The sequence below is a fragment of the Pseudomonas sp. Y24-6 genome (genome assembly GCF_020295325.1).
In the GTDB taxonomy this organism is placed as follows: domain Bacteria; phylum Pseudomonadota; class Gammaproteobacteria; order Pseudomonadales; family Pseudomonadaceae; genus Aquipseudomonas; species Aquipseudomonas gregormendelii.
The window spans coordinates 64963-81325 of sequence record NZ_JACBXG010000004.1 but is presented as its reverse complement, the minus strand read 5'-3'; the positions used below and the strand labels follow the sequence as shown (position 1 = coordinate 81325).

Below are 16363 nucleotides of genomic sequence, written 5' to 3'. Positions count from 1 at the left end.
TCCCCCTCTCCTTGCGTTACTATGGCGACCCCTCACTGGAAGTCGCCTGCATGAGCAAACCAGGTCAAATGGTGCTGGTCGCACTGCGCAAAATGATCGCCTCGGGCGAGCTGGCGGCCGGCGAACGGCTGATGGAGATTCCGACGGCGGAACGCTTCGGCGTCTCGCGCATGCCGGTGCGCATGGCCTTTTTGACCCTGGAACAGGAAGGCTTGCTGGTGCGCCATGGCGGGCGGGGCTATCAGGTACGCTCGGTGAGCGCCGACGATATCGCCGGCGCCGTGGAGGTACGCGGGGTGCTGGAGGGGCTGGCGGCGCGGCAGAGCGCCGAGCGCGGGTTGAGTGAACAGGCGCAGGCGGCGCTGCTCGAATGCCTGGTGCAGGGCGATGCACTGTTCGACAAAGGCTTTGTGACCGAAGAAGACCTTGAGGTATTCCATGACCTCAATATGCGTTTTCATCAGGTGATCGTCGCCAGCAGCGCCAACCCGGCCATTGCCGAAGCCCTGTCGCGCAACGACCATCGCCCTTTCGCCTCCGTGTCAGCGCTGGCGATCGATCGTGAAGACATGGCGCGTGAATACCGGCGCTTCAACTTCGCGCACATGCAACACCACTCGGTCTACGACGCGCTGGTCAGCCGCCAGGGCGCACGCGCTGAAGCCATCATGCGTGAACACGCCAACGCCACGCTGCGCTACGCCGAAGTGTTCGGAGCAATCGGCAATGGCGAGCGGGTAAAAGTCATCGCGCGCGGCGAATGACCGGCTCGTTCAGAGATCCAGCACCAATAACGCGGATTTGGCCCTCGAACAGCAGGGCGTGAACTGATCATTGGCCGCTTGCTCGTCTTCGGTGAGGAACAGGTCACGGTGATCCGGCACCCCCTCCAGCACACGGGTCAGGCAGGTTCCGCAGACGCCCTGCTCACAGGAAATGGCAATCTCGACACCGTGGCTTTCCAGCACCTGGACCACCGTCTTGTCGGCAGGAATGTCGAACACCTGCCCGCTGCTGCCTAGCTTGACCTGGAACGTCCCGTCGCCGGCGGTATCCACCGGCGCCGCGGCGAAGTATTCACGGTGCAACTGCCCATCGCTCCAGCCCTGAGCCTTCGCGCTGTCGAGTACATGCTGCATGAAGCCTGAGGGGCCGCAGACATACAGGTGCACGTCAGCCTGCGGGTTGGCCAGAACCCCGGCGGCGTCCAGGCGAGAATCGGCTTGTTCATCGAAGTGCAGGTGCACACGATCGGCAAAGGATGCCCCTTTGAGTCGCTCGACAAACGCCGCACGTTCACTGGAGCGAGCACAGTAATGCAGCTCGAAATCGGCGCCGCTCTGGGCCAGTTGCTCGGCCATGCACAGAATCGGGGTGATGCCGATGCCGCCGGCGAACAACAGGCTGCGTCGTCCCTCGGCCACCAGCGGGAACAGATTGCGCGGCTCACTGATCATCAGCCGATCGCCACTGTTGATCTGCTCATGCAGGCTCTGGGAACCACCGCGCGAGGCGGCGTCCCTGAGTACGCCAATCACGTAGCGATGACGCTCTTGCGGGTGATTGCACAGCGAGTACTGGCGGATCAGTCCGCCGGGCAGGTGCACGTCGATATGGGCCCCGGCACTGAACTCGGGCAATGCCCCGCCTTGGGCACAGGTCAACTCGTAGCTGCAGATATCCAACGCTTCGTTGTTGCGGGATGACACGACGACTTCAATCATGGCGCACCTTCAAGACCGGCCACCGCAGTGGCCGCGAACAGGATCTTTGGGAGGGGACTGGCGTAGCGCTAAAGGGCAATGCCCTTGGCTATTTGGCCGCCGCAATCAGCTCGACCGCCGGTGCTCGTTCAAGGGCGATGAGACGTTCCAGCACGCGCCTGGACTGCACGCCCCCAGCATCGATGTTGAGCTTGAGCAAGTTACGTTCGGGATGGGCCAGCAGGTTTTTCTGCTGCTGCTCGAGCATGTCGAGGTCTTCGCTGAAAATCTTGCCCTGGCCCTCACGAATGCTGGCGGTCAGGGCTTCGTCGCCGGGATTGAAATTGCGTGCCATGCCCCAGAAGTACCAGATCGACGTTTCGGTCTCCGGGGTGATGAAGTCGACCACGATGCTCGCGGCCTTGTGTTGCGGCTCGGCGTGGTAACCGCCCTTGCCGGCGTGGGCCACGCCCACCTCGATCAACACGTGGCTGGGCGGGCTGAAGCGGCAGATCTGCCAACGGTCTACCGGCACGTCGTCAGCTAGATTGTTGCCACGCAGGGCCATTCGCCAGAACGGCGGCGCCATGATGTTTTCCATGTGCCGCTCGGTGACCACCTCGTTGCCCTGGACAGTGGTGACCGGCGCCGCTTCATCGATCTCTTTCTGGCCGATGCTCGAGGCGTGTACGTAGGTTTCGTGGGTGAGATCCATCAAGTTATCGATCATCAGTCGATAGTCGCAATTGATATGGAACAGCCCACCGCCGTAGGCCCACTCATCACTCACAGCCCATTCCAGGTGGTGGATCAGTGCAGGATCAGCCTTGTCCTGCTCCCCGGGCCAGACCCAGATGAAGCCGTAACGCTCTTCAACCGCGTAAGTCTTGTTGCACGGAAAGCCCCGTACGCGCTGACCCGGCATTTCGACGGTCTTGCCGTCGCAGCCCATGACCAGGCCATGGTATCCACACACCAGGTTGCCGTTGTCGACATAACCAAGCGAGAGGGGAGCGCCGCGATGAGGACAAAAATCCTCGACAGCGGCAACGCGCCCCTCAAGGCCTCGATAGAAAACGATTTTCTCACCGCATATTTGCCGCCCCAGAGGCTTGGAAGCGATCTCGTCAGGGGTGCAGGCGACATACCAGGTGTTTTTCGGATACATGAAGATCTCCAGCGCAGGCTTGTTTTTATGGATCCATTAAATATGAGTATTCTCAAATCAGTCAAGCATTAAGCCTGATACAGACATCAATGGATCCATTGAGTACTGGAAAGCTCTGCAGTAAAGCGTTGTCCGAGTTCGAAATACCAAGGCCGCATTCTCGGATCGCAATACACACTGAGCACCGAATAACGCGTTCGAAGCTGTGAGCGTGAAGCGTTATCGGAGCAAGTGCAGGCCCGACTGGCGCAGGGGTCCGAGACCTGGGCGTTAGGTATGTTCGCTGGAAGCTACGATCGTCAGAGGTACGGCCTGGATATCCAGTCCACCCCCCGCACCCCTTCCACGATGTACACCATCAACCCGACAGTCGATATCCAAACCCTCCTGGGCTCCGTCAGCGAATCCCTGGCATCCGCCAGCGTCATCACCATGGACATCGCCGACCGCGAAAACGGGCCGAGCCGCAACGCCCTGCTGGGCGTTCACCAGATTCTCATGCTGGCAGAGCTCTCGGTGAACCGGGCTCTGGATCAACTCGATCCGGTCGCCTAAGCGTTCCGTTGCGGGAGATAGGGTCTGCAGGTGAACCTGTTTCGACCCCGCAAAACAAAGCCCTCAATCGAGGGCTTTGTTTGTCGAAGGCTAAAAGCACCAAACCTCAGTGCCCAGCGCTCTGCCCACCATCAACATGCAAAATCTCGCCAGTAACAAACTTGGCGCTGTCCAGATACACCACAGCCTGCGAAATATCATCGATCTCGCCCATGTGCCCCATCGGGTGCAGGCTCCCCAACGCCGCATGAGTCTCCTCACCATGCATCGGCGTCTTGATGATGCCGGGCGAGACCGCATTCACCCGAATCCCGCGTTTGGCGTACTCGATGGCCAGGGATTTGGTAGCCGCGTTCAAGCCGCCTTTGGTCAACGACGCCAGTACCGAAGGCACGCCATCGATCGCATGATCGACCAGGCTGGTGGTGATGTTGACCACGTGCCCTTTACCTTGCTTTTCCATCTCGGTGATGGCGAGTTGGGTGATGTAGAAGAAGCCATTGAGGTTCACCGACAGCACGGCGGCGTAATCTTCGGCGGTGTAGTCCGTGAACGGTTTGGCGACGAAGATCCCGGCGTTGTTGACCAGGGTGTCGATGCGGCCGAAACGGGCGATGGTTTCGCGGATGACGTGTTGAGCGACTTCAGGTTCGCCGATGTCGCCGGCCACGGTGAGGATGTCCGGATCGGTGGAGGGTTTGATCGACCGCGAAGTGGCAACCACCTGGTAGTCCAGATCAAGGAAGGCTTTGACCATGCCGGCGCCGAGGCCTTGGGATGCGCCAGTAATAACGATGACTTTTCTCGAATTGCTCATGATGAACCTCTACTCAGAAATGATGGTTTGAAAAGTAAGTAATCAGGCTTCAGCGGGGGCGTTGGCCATTTGTCGCAACATCTGTTCGTAGTACTCGACCGACTGTGAACCGGACACCAGGTGACGACCGTTGAGCACCATGGCCGGCACCGAGTTGATGCCGTGCTGGCGGTAAAAACCTTCCAGCTCGCGCACTTCGCTTGCGAAGGCGCCGGACGTCAGTACTTCACGTGCTCCGTCCTCATCCAGCCCGGCTTCCAGCGCGAGGCGCACCAGGGTTTGCTGATCGCTGGGGTTCTGGCCCTCGGCGAAGTAGGCGCGCAGCAGGATCTTCTTCAGTGCGATTTGCCGCCCTTGCTGCAAGGCCCACAACAGCAGGCGGTGTGCATCGAAGGTGTTGTAGAAGTGGCTGCGTTTCTCCAGGTCGAACTTGAAGCCGATGGCTTCGCCGCGAGCGATTTGCATGGCCTTGCCGGCGGCGACTTCCTCGGCGGTGCGGCCATATTTGCGCATCAGGTGCTCTACGGCTTTCTCGCCGGCTGCCGGCATGTCCGGGTTCAACTCGAAGGGTTTGTAGGTGAGCTGCACCGAGACTTCACCCGCCACATTCGCGATCGCTTGCTCCAGCGCCGTGGCACCCAAGGCGCACCAGGGGCACACCACGTCGGAGACGAAATCGACGGTGACCGACGCGGTCATGACTTGCCCTCCTCTTCGGCCAGTTGTTTTCGGTACGCAGTGGTGGTCATGCCGGCGTAGCCCCAGTTATCGGTGTCGACTTCCTCGGTCACGATGTGGGTCAGGTCCGGGCGTTTATTGAGGACGCGTTCCAGGGTTTCAGTGATTTCGGCGATCACCTGAGCTTTCTGCTCTGGGGTAACGCCATCGCGGGTAATGCGAACGCTGACGAAAGGCATGAGGAATCTCCAGTGACCTGCCCTCGGAATGATGGGTAGGTGTTGGAGCTCAATGTAGGGAGTTGGGTGGAGGGGATAAAGATGGGGGCGGGAACATCATTAGTTACGTGGGGTAATCAATGAGATCGAGGGTGCATGACGTTTTGGCCGCTCTACTGGAATTGACGGGAATATGAAAAATTATGGCTGGGCAATAATTATCGCCCAGCCATAAAAATCACTAAATCTCGGAGCTGCCTGCATAGCGCCGGAATTCGTTGCTATCGCGAACCAGCAATTGCATCAGTTTCGGATGGATAAAGAGTTTCTCTTTACCCACCTGAACCTCTTCCAGCACTCCGATAGCCACCAGATCCTTGAGGTGACGAGACGCCGCCTGGCGCTGGGCAATTTTCTTTTCGACCACGTTACTGATCCGGCAGTAAGGCTGCTCGAAAATCACATCGACCAGCTCGCGCGTATAGGCCTTGGGCAGTTGTTCTCGGACAAATTGAGTGGTGTGTTCGGACAGGGCTCGAATTGCCGCGATCTTGGCCGTCGTCCAGCGAGCGGTCTCTTCCACAGCACTCAGCATGAACAGCAGCCATGGCTCCCAAGCTTGTTTGGTCGTTACTTCCAGCAAGAGTCGATAGTAGTCCGCGCGGTAAGCAATGATGTAGCGGCTTAGATAGAGGATTGGCAGGTTGAGGAGGCCTTCCTGTATCAGAAACAAGGTATTCAGGACTCGTCCGGTGCGACCGTTACCGTCGATAAACGGGTGGATGGCTTCAAATTGGTAGTGTCCTACCGCCATGCGCACAAGCGGATCAAGTTCTGTTTCGTTGTGCAGAAAGCGCTCCCAGTTGGCGAGCAGGTTACGCAGGTGCTCCTCCCCTTCAGGCGGGGTGTAAATCACTTCTCCGGTTCGATCGTTCGCGAGCTGCGTACCTGGCGTGCGACGAATACCCAGCTCTGCGCCCTTGAGGGTGCGGCAGATTTCTACGGCTGTGTTGGTGGATAGTGGCCGTTGAGCCAGGGATTGAAAGCCTTGGCTCAGCGCCGTTCGATAGCGCAGTGCCTCTTTGGTCGCTGGGTCCGCATGATTTTCAGTGTCTTGGGCATGCTGGAACAGCAGGTCCGTAGTGGTCACGATACTTTCAATTTCCGAGCTGTCCTTCGCCTCCAGCAAGGGAATTGTGTTGATCAGGACTGTCTGATTCGGAATCAACTCTGCGGCTTGTTTCAACTCGGCCAGCGCTGTACGAGCAGAAATACACTTCTTAAGGACAGCGCGTGTCTCCAGTTCAATGCCTGGCGGTAGCAAGGGAAGCTGGTTGTACGGCCTGTCAGCCTGCCACGGCAATGATTCAGTCATGGTTCGCCCCTGCTGATTTGTACGTTTTTTGAGCAAAAAAGCTTTATTCATGTCGCCAGTGTAGACATGAGCCGACAACGTGTCGCAATTTTCCACTTTTTGCGACACGTTATTGGAACGTGTCGCCGGCGACGACATGTTCGCGACACGTGTTCTCGAAATACGATTTCAGCGACATGACACCCTACGGACAAAAACCCAACGCCCGGAAATAAAAAAACCCCGAACCAGTCGGGGTTTTTTGATGTTCGAAAACTCAAATCCGCATCAGAAGATGTTGATCGGGTAATCCACGAACACACGCACTTCGTTGCCGCTGACGTTGTACTCGCTCGACTTCTGCGATACCCGCAGGATTGAGCTGCGCAGTTTCACGCTGAGGTCTTTGGCCGGGCCGCTTTGGACGACGTATTTGAACTGGTTGAAGATTTCGCGCTCGGTGCCGCCTTCGCTGGTGGAAGTGGTGATGTTGTCGCCGCGCACGTAGGCGAAGTTGTAGCTCAGGCCTGGCACGCCGAAGGTGCCGAAGTCGAGGCCGTAGCCCAGCTGCCAGCTGCGTTCGTCTTCAGCATTGAAGTCGGACCAGTAGGAGTTCGCCAGGTAGATGGTGTTGCCGCCGTCACCCACACGACCTTGGCCGCGCTGATAGCCGCCGTAGGCGTAGCCCAGGTTGCTGTCGCCGGTGCTGCGCTGGTGGGCGATGGTGAACGAGTGCGGGCCGGTGGCGAAAGTGGCCGCCAGGCTCCAGATCTTGTTGTCGTCGCCGGTGGCGCCGCTGTCACGGACGTAGGAGTCTTCCAGCTTGGTGCGATAGCCGTTGAAGTCCAGGGTCAGGGACTGATCCTTGTCGATCGGGAACACATAGTTGGCGTTGAGGTACTGTTTCTTCAACACGTCTTCAACGTCGGAAGCGTAGACCGCAGCCTTGAACTGCTCGGTGAACTGGTAGCTGCCGCCCAATACGTTGATCGACTTCAGGCCACCGCTGTCACGGCCTTCAGCGCTCTTGCGCGATTCGGCGGTGAAACGACCGGCGTTCAGCTCCAGGCCCTTGATCTCCTTGGAGGTGATCAGGGTGCCGGTGTAGCTTTCCGGCAGCAGGCGCGAGTTGTCGTAGCTCAGTACCGGCAGGGCCGGCATCTGGTCGCCGTAGGTCAGCGTGGTGCTGGACAGACGGAATTTGACCGCAGCACCCGCCTTGGACAGGTCGTCAGCCGCAGCGCCGCTGTCGCCTTGTTTAAAGAAATCGATACCGCCAGCGCCGCTGCGGCCTTTGCCGCCGTCCAGGCGCAGTGCGTACAGGCCGAAGGCGTCAACACCGACACCAACGGTGCCTTGGGTGAAGCCGGACGAGAAGGTGCCGATGGCCGCTTGGCCCCATTCGGCCTTGTCCGGGTTGCCGTCTTTGTAGTCACGATTGATGTAGGCGTTGCGCAGCAGCACTTTGAGGCTGCTGTCTTCAACAAAACCCTTGGATTCGGCCTGGTCATTAGCCATGGCCTGTGTAGCACTCAACATCCCCAGAGCGATCAGGCTGATACGCTTGTTCAACATTTTGTTCTTTTCCTTATAAGCGGTTGGTACGCGCTGTGCCGAACGGCTGAAACGGCGCTGTTGCGCTCTTTTTTCAACGCAAAACAAAAAGGCCCGCCCACGAGAAATCGAGGCGGGCCTTTTATTATTTTGTCAGTCATGGCGGTTGGCCACAGGCGTTGGGGCGAATCCTAGCCGCGCCCTTGACGGTGTGTCAATTTGAAGAATCGTCTGTGAATAGGCGAAAAAAGTCTAAGGAATCATCAATGTAATGTTTCCGACATGATTAGTAACAATCGAACCAGGGTACTTTTCAGGAATAATTATCGAAAGTAAATAGCACGCATTATCATTCGCGCCGTTTTAGCCACATCCCAAAAATCCTACGGACGCGCCCTCCAAAATGCCTGCCCCTTTTCGCCTTGTGCCCTTCAGCTTGGGTCTCTCAGCTGTGCTTTCTGCCGGTTTTTCCTACGCCGCACCGACCACATTACCGGCGACTTCCATCAGCGCTGAAACTGAGGCCGATGACCCGCGAGTGAAGGAAACCAGCACGGCGACCCGCACGGCGACACCGGTGCGCTACGTTCCCCAGGCCATCGACTCGGTGAAAACCGCGAACGTGATGGACTACGGCACCAACGACCTGGGCACGGCACTCAGTGGCATTCCCAACGTCAGCAGTGGCGCTGACACCCGTTTCGATAGCCTGCGCATTCGCGGCTTCGACGCCAGCAATGACTTCTACCTCGACGGCATTCGTGACGACAGCCAGTACGTGCGCGACCTGCACAATATCGAGAAGATCGAGGTACTCAAAGGCCCGGCAGCGGTGCTGTATGGCCGTGGTAGCCAGGGCGGGATCGTCAATCGAGTCAGCAAACAGCCGGAATTCGGCCGCCGCTCGACCATTGAAGCGCAAGGCGGCAGCGAAGACCTGCGCAGCCTGTACGCCGACCTGAGCACCGATCCAACCGATAACATCAGCCTGCGCCTGAACATGGGCAATATGGACGAAAACAGCTTCCGCGATGGCGTCAGCGGCAATCGCCAACTGTTCGCGCCATCGATGAGCTGGCAGTTGACCCCGGACCTCAACTGGCTGGTGCAGTACGAGTACAGCCGTTACAACCGCACCCCGGATCGTGGCGTGCCTGGGGTAAATGGCCGCCCGGCAGATGTAGGACGGGATACCACCTACGGCAGCGATCACGATTTCATCGACGACAAGGCGCAATCCCTGCGCTCCAAACTCAGCTACGAACTCAGCGATAACTGGCAGCTTCGCCATACCCTGGGCGTATTCAAGCTCAACAGTGATTTTGATAACACCTACCAGACCGGCTACACCCCGGCCACTAACCAGGTCACGCGCCAGCACTGGCAACAGGACCTGACCACCCGTAACGTTTTCAACAACGTCGAACTGGAGGGTGGGTTCGACACCTTCGGCCTGGAACACCGGTTGCTCACCGGTATTGAAGTGGGCAGCCAGCGCCGTGATCCGACGCTGTACACCGCTGCTACCTCCGGGCCAGGCAGCTCACCGGTGCCGGCACTCGACCTGTTTAACCCCAACCGTGAACTGCGCCATACCGGGCGCATGCAGGTGGCGAGCAACAACCACACCGAAGTCGAGAGCCGCGCGGTGTACGTGCAGGATCAGCTGCGCCTGAACGACCAATGGCAGGTATTGGCCGGCCTGCGCTACGACACCTTCGATATCGAATCGACCAACCAGCTGCGCAACATTTCCGAAGACCGTGACAGCCACAGCACCAGCCCACGTGTAGGCCTGGTGTGGACGCCGCTGCGGGATCATTCCTTCTATGCGTCCTGGTCCAAGACCTTCTCGCCGGTGGGCGGAGGTTTGATCGGCATCACGCCGGGCGCCAGCGGTAACGGCAATGACCTGAGTCCAGAGCTGACCAAACAAAAGGAAATCGGCGTGAAGTCCGACTGGCTCGACGACCGGCTGAGCACCACCCTGGCGATCTACGAACTGGAACTCTACAACCGGCGCACCAGCGACCCGCTGGACCCGACCATCACTTTGCTCACCGGCAAGCAACGGTCCCGCGGCATCGAGCTGACCGGTACCGGCCGTATCACCGGCAACTGGTATGTGCGCGGTGGTGTGGGCATTCAGGATGCGACGGTGGAGAAGGACAACAACGGCTTCGAGGGCAAGCGCATCAGTGACGTGGCCAAGCGTAACGGCAGCCTGTTCGTGACCTGGAAACCGGAGATGGGTTGGTACGCGGAAACCGGTTTGACGCTGGTGGGTGATCGGTATGCCGATAACCTCAACACCGTGATGATGCCGGGCTATGGTCGGTGGGATGCATTGGCCGGGTTCCGGCAGAAGGATTGGGATCTGCGGGCGGCGCTGAACAATATTGCGGATAAGGAATATTACGAGTCAGCGACGAGTCAGTGACGAGTCAGTTTCAGATTCAGCCGGGGGCGCCGCGTAGCCTGGTTGTGACGGGGACCTACAGTTTTTAAACACTGCGCAACCTGTGGGAGCGAGCAGGCTCGCTCCCACACTTGATCTTCTGCGTTTAAAAAGCAAAAAAAAGCGCCGCCATCCCGGCAGCGCTTTTATCAATCCGTTGTTTTCTTCTTATCCTTCCATCACATCCCACAACGCTTCCAGTTCCGCTTCGCTGAATAAACCAGCGGGGTAGCGCTCGATCATCATCCGGCGCGGATCAGGTTCCCTGATCTGACGCGTTCCATTGGATTTCAACCAGTGCGCCAGGAGCTGGAGCGATTCGTTGTTGACTGCCAGGGGATGCGACGCCTGCTCGCTCACTACATTTACTTCGGCGTTCATCTCCGCGCTCTCTCCCGGTATATGAGCGGCTAACTTATCCAAGGTTTGTGACAGAACATCGCAGTTCTCCCCTCCTTGTTTAACCCCATAACCGATACAAGAGCTGTGCCAATGTGTTGACGTTGTCGATGAGCGGACATAAAAAAGCCCGCGGTCCTGATGGACGGCGGGCCTCTCGTGTAAGTCAGCAGGAAAATCGTCGAGTTGAAATTTTTCCAGTCAACTCAATCTGTTACAACCCCACTCACTCGTTGTGCGGCGCCGGCTGCTGTTGGGTAAGGCAGTGAATGTTGCCGCCGCCCAGTAACAACTCACGCCCCGGCACCATCACCACTTCGTGCTGGGGGAACAGGCTCTGCAGGATTTCCCGCGCGGGACCATCCAGCGGGTCGTCGAAACTTGGGGCGATGATGCCGCCGTTGACGATCAGGAAGTTCACATAGGAACCCGCCAGGCGAACGCCTGGATTTCGTTCCTGGCTGCCGTCGACCGGATCCACGCCCGCGCACTCTTCCTCGGTCGCGTACAGCGGCCCCGGAATCGGCATCTTGTGCACCATGAATGGGCGCCCCTTGGCATCAGTGGCGCTTTCCAGCACTTTCATTGCGGCCTGGCAGCGCGGGTAGTTCGGGTCTTGCGGATCGTCGGTCCAGGCCAACAGCACTTCACCCGGACGGATGTAGCAGCAGAAGTTATCCACATGACCGTCGGTTTCGTCGTTGAACAAACCGTCCGGCAGCCAGATGATTTTATCCACAGCCAGGTTGGCGCTCAGCACCGCTTCGATGTCAGCGCGGTTCAGGTGTGGATTGCGGTTGCGATTGAGCAGGCACTCTTCGGTGGTGATGAGCGTGCCTTCGCCGTCGACGTGAATCGAGCCGCCTTCGAGCACAAAACCTTCGGTGCGATAGCGCGGGCTGCGTTCGATCTCGAGGATCTTGCCGCCGACCTGCGAGTCGCGGTTCCACGGCGAATAGAGGCCGCCGTCGAAGCCGCCCCAGGAGTTGAAGTCCCAGTTCACGCCGCGAACTTCGCCACTGTTGTTGATCACGAAAGTCGGACCGGTGTCGCGGACCCAGGCGTCGTCGCTGGACATCTCGACGACCCGGATATTCGGCACGTCCAGGCGCGCACGGGCATTTTCATACTGGCCGGCGGAGACCGCCACGGTCACCGGTTCGAAACGCGCGATGGCCTTGGCCACTGCAACGTGGGCGGCCTGCGCCGGCTTGCCGCCCAGACGCCAGTTGTCGGGGCGCTCTGGCCAGATCATCCAGGTTTGGGTTTGTGGCGCCCACTCGGCCGGCATGTAGAAGCCATCGGCGCGGGGCGTGCTGTTTAAAGTGGTCATGACGATCAGGACTCCAGGGCACCGTCTAGGGTTTTGATAGCACCATACAGGTTGGGGCGGCGGTCACGGAAGGAGCCCCATGCACTGCGGGTATGTTCCAGCAGGTCCAGATCGAAGCTGTGGACCAATACGCCTTCTTCGGTTTGATTGAGTTCCTGCACTTTTTCGCCGAACTGGTTGGCGATAAACGACGAACCGTAGAAGGTGATGTCGTAGCCGTCCTGCTCTTCATTGCCGATACGGTTACTGGCGATCAGCGGCATCAGGTTGGCGCCGGCATGGCCTTGTTGCACACGCTGCCAGTGGTCGCGGGACGAGATGGTCTTGTCGTGCGGCTCGCTGCCGATGGCGGTCGGGTAGAACAGGATTTCCGCGCCTTGCAGCGCCATGCTGCGGGCACACTCGGGGAACCACTGGTCCCAGCAGATGCCCACGCCGATTTTCGCGTAGCGGGTATTCCACACCTTGAAGCCGGTATCGCCCGGGTTGAAGTAATACTTTTCATGGTAACCGGGGCCGTCCGGGATGTGGCTTTTCCGATAAATCCCGAGGTTGCTGCCGTCTGCATCAATGATGGCGATGCTGTTGAAGCGCGCGCGGCCGGCCAGCTCGTAGAAGCTGATGGGCAGCACGACTTGCAGCTCCCTGGCGATTTTCTGGAAGTGCTTGATGGCGACGTTGTCTTCGACCGGGGTGGCCAGTTGCAGGTAATCGGCGTTGGGCTTCTGGCAGAAGTACGGTGCTTCGAACAATTCCTGGATCAGGATGATTTGCGCACCCTTGGCTGCAGCCTCGCGGACCAGCCTTTCAGCGGTCTCGAGGTTGGCCTCGAGGTCCCAGGAACAAGCCATCTGGGTGGCGGCGACGGTAACGATACGACTCATGAATCATCTCCTGGGCAAGCGGCTGGGGTCGAGTGTGACGACGACCCATGACAGAAAGCGGAAGCCCAGGCGGAATTTCACCATGCCGAGGCAATGGCGACTTTATAGCCGATAAAAATCGGCTTTCAAAGCAAATATTTTTAAAAAATATGAATGAATACGCTTAAAACACCGATAGAAATCGATGTTCATGGATTACCCCACACCCGTACTCCCCCAACACACCCCCAACAGCGCAATGGCCATCGGGCTCAAAGGCCCTCTGCAAGCACCTTCGAAAGCATATCCACGAAGAAATCCACACTCCGGCGCGACGTCACCATCGGCGGTTTGATTTTCAGCACGTTCAGATAATCCCCCGTCGGCTGCATGAAAATCCCCAGCTCGCGCAGGCGATCACACAGCGCCGTAGTCTCCTGCGTCGCCGGCTCCAGGGTCTCGCGGTTACGGATCAGCTCCACCCCAAGATAAAACCCGGAGCCATGCACCGCGCCCACCAGCGGATGAATATCGATCAGGGCCTCAAGTCGCTCCTTGAAGTACCCGCCCACGACCTGCGCGTTCTCCCAGAGTTTTTCTTCCTCCATCACATCCAGCACCGCCATGCCGATCTGACAGCTCACCGGACTACCACCTGCCGACGAGAAGAAATAGCCCTCGGCCTCCAGCGCCTCGGCGATTTCCCGGCGAGTGATCACCGCGCCCAAGGGCTGGCCGTTGCCCATGCCCTTGGCCATGGTGATGATGTCCGGCACCACGCCCTGCTCCTCAAACCCCCAGAAAAAGTGGCCCATACGACCGTAGCCGACCTGCACTTCATCGGCGATGCACACGCCACCCTGGGCGCGTACCAGGGCGTAGACCTGCTTCAAATAACCCGGCGGCAACGAGATTCCGCCCGCGTTGCCATAGACCGGTTCGCAAATGAACCCGGCAAGCTGGCGCTGCTGCCCGGCGATTTTCGCCAGGTGGTGCTCGACGCTGCGCACGTAATCGGGAGCGCTGTCGGGGCCGCGGAATTCGCCGCGATAGGTGTTCGGCGCCGTCACCGGATGCACCCAGTCCGGGCGGCTGCTCAAGGCTTGCGGGTTGTCGGCGATCGAGGTCGAAACGGCGTCCGCGCCCACCGTCCAGCCGTGGTAAGCCTCCAGCACGCTGAGCATGTCGCGCCCGCCGCTGTAGGCCCAGGCCAGGCGGATGGCCAGGTCATTGGCCTCGCTGCCGCTGTTGACCAGGAACACCCGGTCCATGGAGTCTGGCGCCAGCTTGAGCAGTCGCTCGGAAAACTCGGCGACCGCCGCGTAGTTGAAACGCGAGTTGGTATTGAGCAGCGACCACTGGCGACTGGCGACCGCCGCCATGCGCGGATGGCCATGGCCCAAGACTGCAACGTTGTTGAGCATGTCGAGGTAGGAGCGGCCCTGCATGTCGATCAGGTGATTGCGCCAGCCGCGCTCGATGCGCGGCGGGTCGACGTAGTAGTGTTTTTGCGTACGGGCGAAACTGGCCTCGCGACGCGCCAGCAGGGTCTGCGAGTCCAGCTCCTGCTCCGCATCGCAGGCCAGCCCCAGCAGGCTTGCCGGCGACGGGCATAGCGCCTGCCAGGCGGCAGCCCGGGAAGGTGTGCAGAACAACGGCGCGTTTAGCGAAGCGCCACGACACAGCTGCACCCGCAGCGGCCCGTTTACCGCACCCAACACCTGGCCTTTGACCAGTGCCGCGCCCGTGTGCAGCGACGGCTGGACGCCCCACAACCGCAGGCTCAATTGCGGGCCATCGAGTTGCAGCACGCCTGGTTCAGGCTCATGAACCATGCCGGCAAATGGCGACTCGACCGCCGTGCCCATGGGCACCCTTAATTCGACGTGCAGCGGGCAAGTGTCCGGCTCGCGAAACGAATCCGGCTGGGTGCGCGACAGGCGATATTGCCCGTAGCGACTGGCCGCCAGCTCATGCACGGCGGCTGCCTCGTCCAGCAGACGCTGATCGATGCCTGGCTGCTCCCAGTTGCCGGCTTCGAAATGCGGGCTCAGGACGCCCAGGTCAATCAGGGCAAACTCCCGTCCGACCAGGCCCGGCAGCAGCGGGGCAAACCCTTCGCTGCCAATGCCCGGCAGGTGCTGACCGACCGCAGACAGGATCGCCGCCTCCATCAATTCCAACGGTACCGAAGTGGCCACGCGAAAGATTTCCCATTCGTGGGTCAGGTTGTCACGGCTGTAGGCATTGCCCGGATCGATGCTCACCTGCTGCTCACCACTGAGCACCAGCACGGCGGCGCGGGCCACGATCAGCGGCCACAGCGCCAGGAGCTCTGCGTGCGCCAGTGGATTGACCGCGTGATACGCCTGCACCGCCGGCAGGATGTAAAACGGATCGCCACCGGCATGATGCAACAGCGCCGCGCAGGTCACCGACAGATCGGTGATGCGCCAGGTGCGGATCAGGTCGCCGAAATCGATCACGCCCTGCAATTGCCACAGGCGATCAGCATCGCGTTGCCAGACTACGTTGTCGTCGGTGATGTCCATGTGAATGGCCTGCACCGGCAGCTTGTCCACCAGCGGTTGCAGATGCCGTTCGGCGCGTTCCGCTGCATCGGCGATTTGCCGGCGCTGGGTGTCATCCTTGATCACCGGCAGCAAGTGCGCAATCAGCGCATTGGCGTGACGGGCATCCCATTGCAGCGTGCGGGTCAGGCCGGGGTGATCGAAGTCGGCCAGCGCCAGGTCCATTTCGCCGCAGAGCCGCCCGAACCCGGCAACGACGGCACCGGGCAGGTGATCGAGGTCTGTCAGCGGCTGGCCGTCGATGTAACCCAGCAGACGCACATGCACGGTCTGATCGGCCACTTGCAGGGTCAGCAGGTCCGCGCCGCTCCTGGCGCCAATAACCCGTGGCACGTGCACCCCGGCTTTTTCGGCCAGGTGCTTGAGGCCCGCATGCTGGGCTTGCAGCTCTTGCACGGCATAGTCGCCGCGGCAGATTTTCAGGACGAAGCGCCCCTGATCGCTGTCCACGCGGTAATTAAGATCCTGCTGACTGCCCAGGGCCCGCAGCGTTCCGCTCAACCCGTAATGCTCTGCGAGCAGCCCAAGCGCAAGCTCGGCCGACACTTGTGGGCTGGGCAAACTGGCGCGATGAATCAACGTGGCGAGCGGCATACAACGACCCCTGAGAATTTGATCAGGCGCTTATATCGCCATTGCTCGGGGCGATACGCAACCCCCCACAATCACACA

The 16363-nt window shown here is 59.6% G+C and carries 13 protein-coding genes and 1 pseudogene; 3 read left to right on the top strand and 11 right to left on the bottom strand.

Annotated elements, in window-relative coordinates; translation table 11 throughout:
- The first annotated feature begins 50 nt into the window (after positions 1-50).
- Positions 51-764, top strand: a complete 714-nt coding sequence (locus HYI44_RS09180) for a GntR family transcriptional regulator (RefSeq protein WP_045061350.1) — start codon at positions 51-53, stop codon at positions 762-764.
- 9 nt (positions 765-773) lie between these two features.
- Here the strand turns inward: HYI44_RS09180 and HYI44_RS09175 are convergent, their stop codons facing one another.
- Complete coding sequence (locus HYI44_RS09175) at positions 774-1724, bottom strand: PDR/VanB family oxidoreductase (protein ID WP_225569251.1); 951 nt, start codon at positions 1722-1724, stop codon at positions 774-776.
- A gap of 88 nt (positions 1725-1812) precedes the next feature.
- A complete protein-coding gene (locus HYI44_RS09170; protein ID WP_225569250.1) occupies positions 1813-2871 on the bottom strand; it encodes an aromatic ring-hydroxylating oxygenase subunit alpha in 1059 nt (352 codons plus the stop codon).
- A gap of 276 nt (positions 2872-3147) precedes the next feature.
- On the opposite strand from HYI44_RS09170, the gene HYI44_RS09165 reads away from it, so the two are divergent.
- A complete protein-coding gene (locus HYI44_RS09165; protein ID WP_225569249.1) occupies positions 3148-3426 on the top strand; it encodes a DUF6124 family protein in 279 nt (92 codons plus the stop codon).
- A gap of 106 nt (positions 3427-3532) precedes the next feature.
- Here the strand turns inward: HYI44_RS09165 and HYI44_RS09160 are convergent, their stop codons facing one another.
- The 5 genes from HYI44_RS09160 to HYI44_RS09140 form a co-directional block, all read right to left on the bottom strand.
- Positions 3533-4243: an SDR family NAD(P)-dependent oxidoreductase gene (locus HYI44_RS09160; RefSeq protein ID WP_225569248.1), complete on the bottom strand. Its 711-nt coding sequence runs from the start codon at positions 4241-4243 to the stop codon at positions 3533-3535.
- Between the two features lie 42 nt (positions 4244-4285).
- On the bottom strand, positions 4286-4942 hold the full coding sequence (locus tag HYI44_RS09155) for a DsbA family oxidoreductase (protein WP_225569247.1): 657 nt from the start codon (positions 4940-4942) through the stop codon (positions 4286-4288).
- Positions 4939-5160: a tautomerase family protein gene (locus tag HYI44_RS09150; protein WP_225569246.1), complete on the bottom strand. Its 222-nt coding sequence runs from the start codon at positions 5158-5160 to the stop codon at positions 4939-4941. Before HYI44_RS09150 ends, HYI44_RS09155 begins: the two co-directional genes overlap by 4 nt.
- A 220-nt stretch (positions 5161-5380) precedes the next feature.
- Positions 5381-6514: a protein adenylyltransferase Fic gene (gene fic / locus HYI44_RS09145; RefSeq protein ID WP_318653929.1), complete on the bottom strand. Its 1134-nt coding sequence runs from the start codon at positions 6512-6514 to the stop codon at positions 5381-5383.
- Between the two features lie 267 nt (positions 6515-6781).
- Positions 6782-8068 (bottom strand): OprD family porin, encoded by a 1287-nt coding sequence (locus HYI44_RS09140; protein ID WP_122840730.1) that lies wholly within the window; start codon positions 8066-8068, stop codon positions 6782-6784.
- Between the two features lie 382 nt (positions 8069-8450).
- Here HYI44_RS09140 and HYI44_RS09135 point away from each other — a divergent pair.
- Positions 8451-10555, top strand: a pseudogene (locus tag HYI44_RS09135) (TonB-dependent receptor).
- A 118-nt stretch (positions 10556-10673) separates the two neighbouring features.
- On the opposite strand, the gene HYI44_RS09130 reads toward HYI44_RS09135, so the two are convergent.
- From HYI44_RS09130 to HYI44_RS09115, 4 genes are all read right to left on the bottom strand, one after another.
- Entirely contained in the window at positions 10674-10886 is a 213-nt protein-coding gene (locus HYI44_RS09130) for a hypothetical protein (RefSeq protein ID WP_045061341.1), read from the bottom strand.
- 244 nt (positions 10887-11130) lie between these two features.
- On the bottom strand, positions 11131-12237 hold the full coding sequence (aguA, locus tag HYI44_RS09125; protein ID WP_225569245.1) for an agmatine deiminase: 1107 nt from the start codon (positions 12235-12237) through the stop codon (positions 11131-11133).
- 5 nt (positions 12238-12242) lie between these two features.
- Positions 12243-13121, bottom strand: coding sequence for an N-carbamoylputrescine amidase (gene aguB, locus HYI44_RS09120; RefSeq protein ID WP_122840734.1), 879 nt, complete (start codon positions 13119-13121; stop codon positions 12243-12245).
- A gap of 251 nt (positions 13122-13372) precedes the next feature.
- Positions 13373-16285, bottom strand: a complete 2913-nt coding sequence (locus tag HYI44_RS09115; RefSeq protein WP_225569244.1) for an aminotransferase — start codon at positions 16283-16285, stop codon at positions 13373-13375.
- Between the last annotated feature and the right edge of the window lie 78 nt (positions 16286-16363).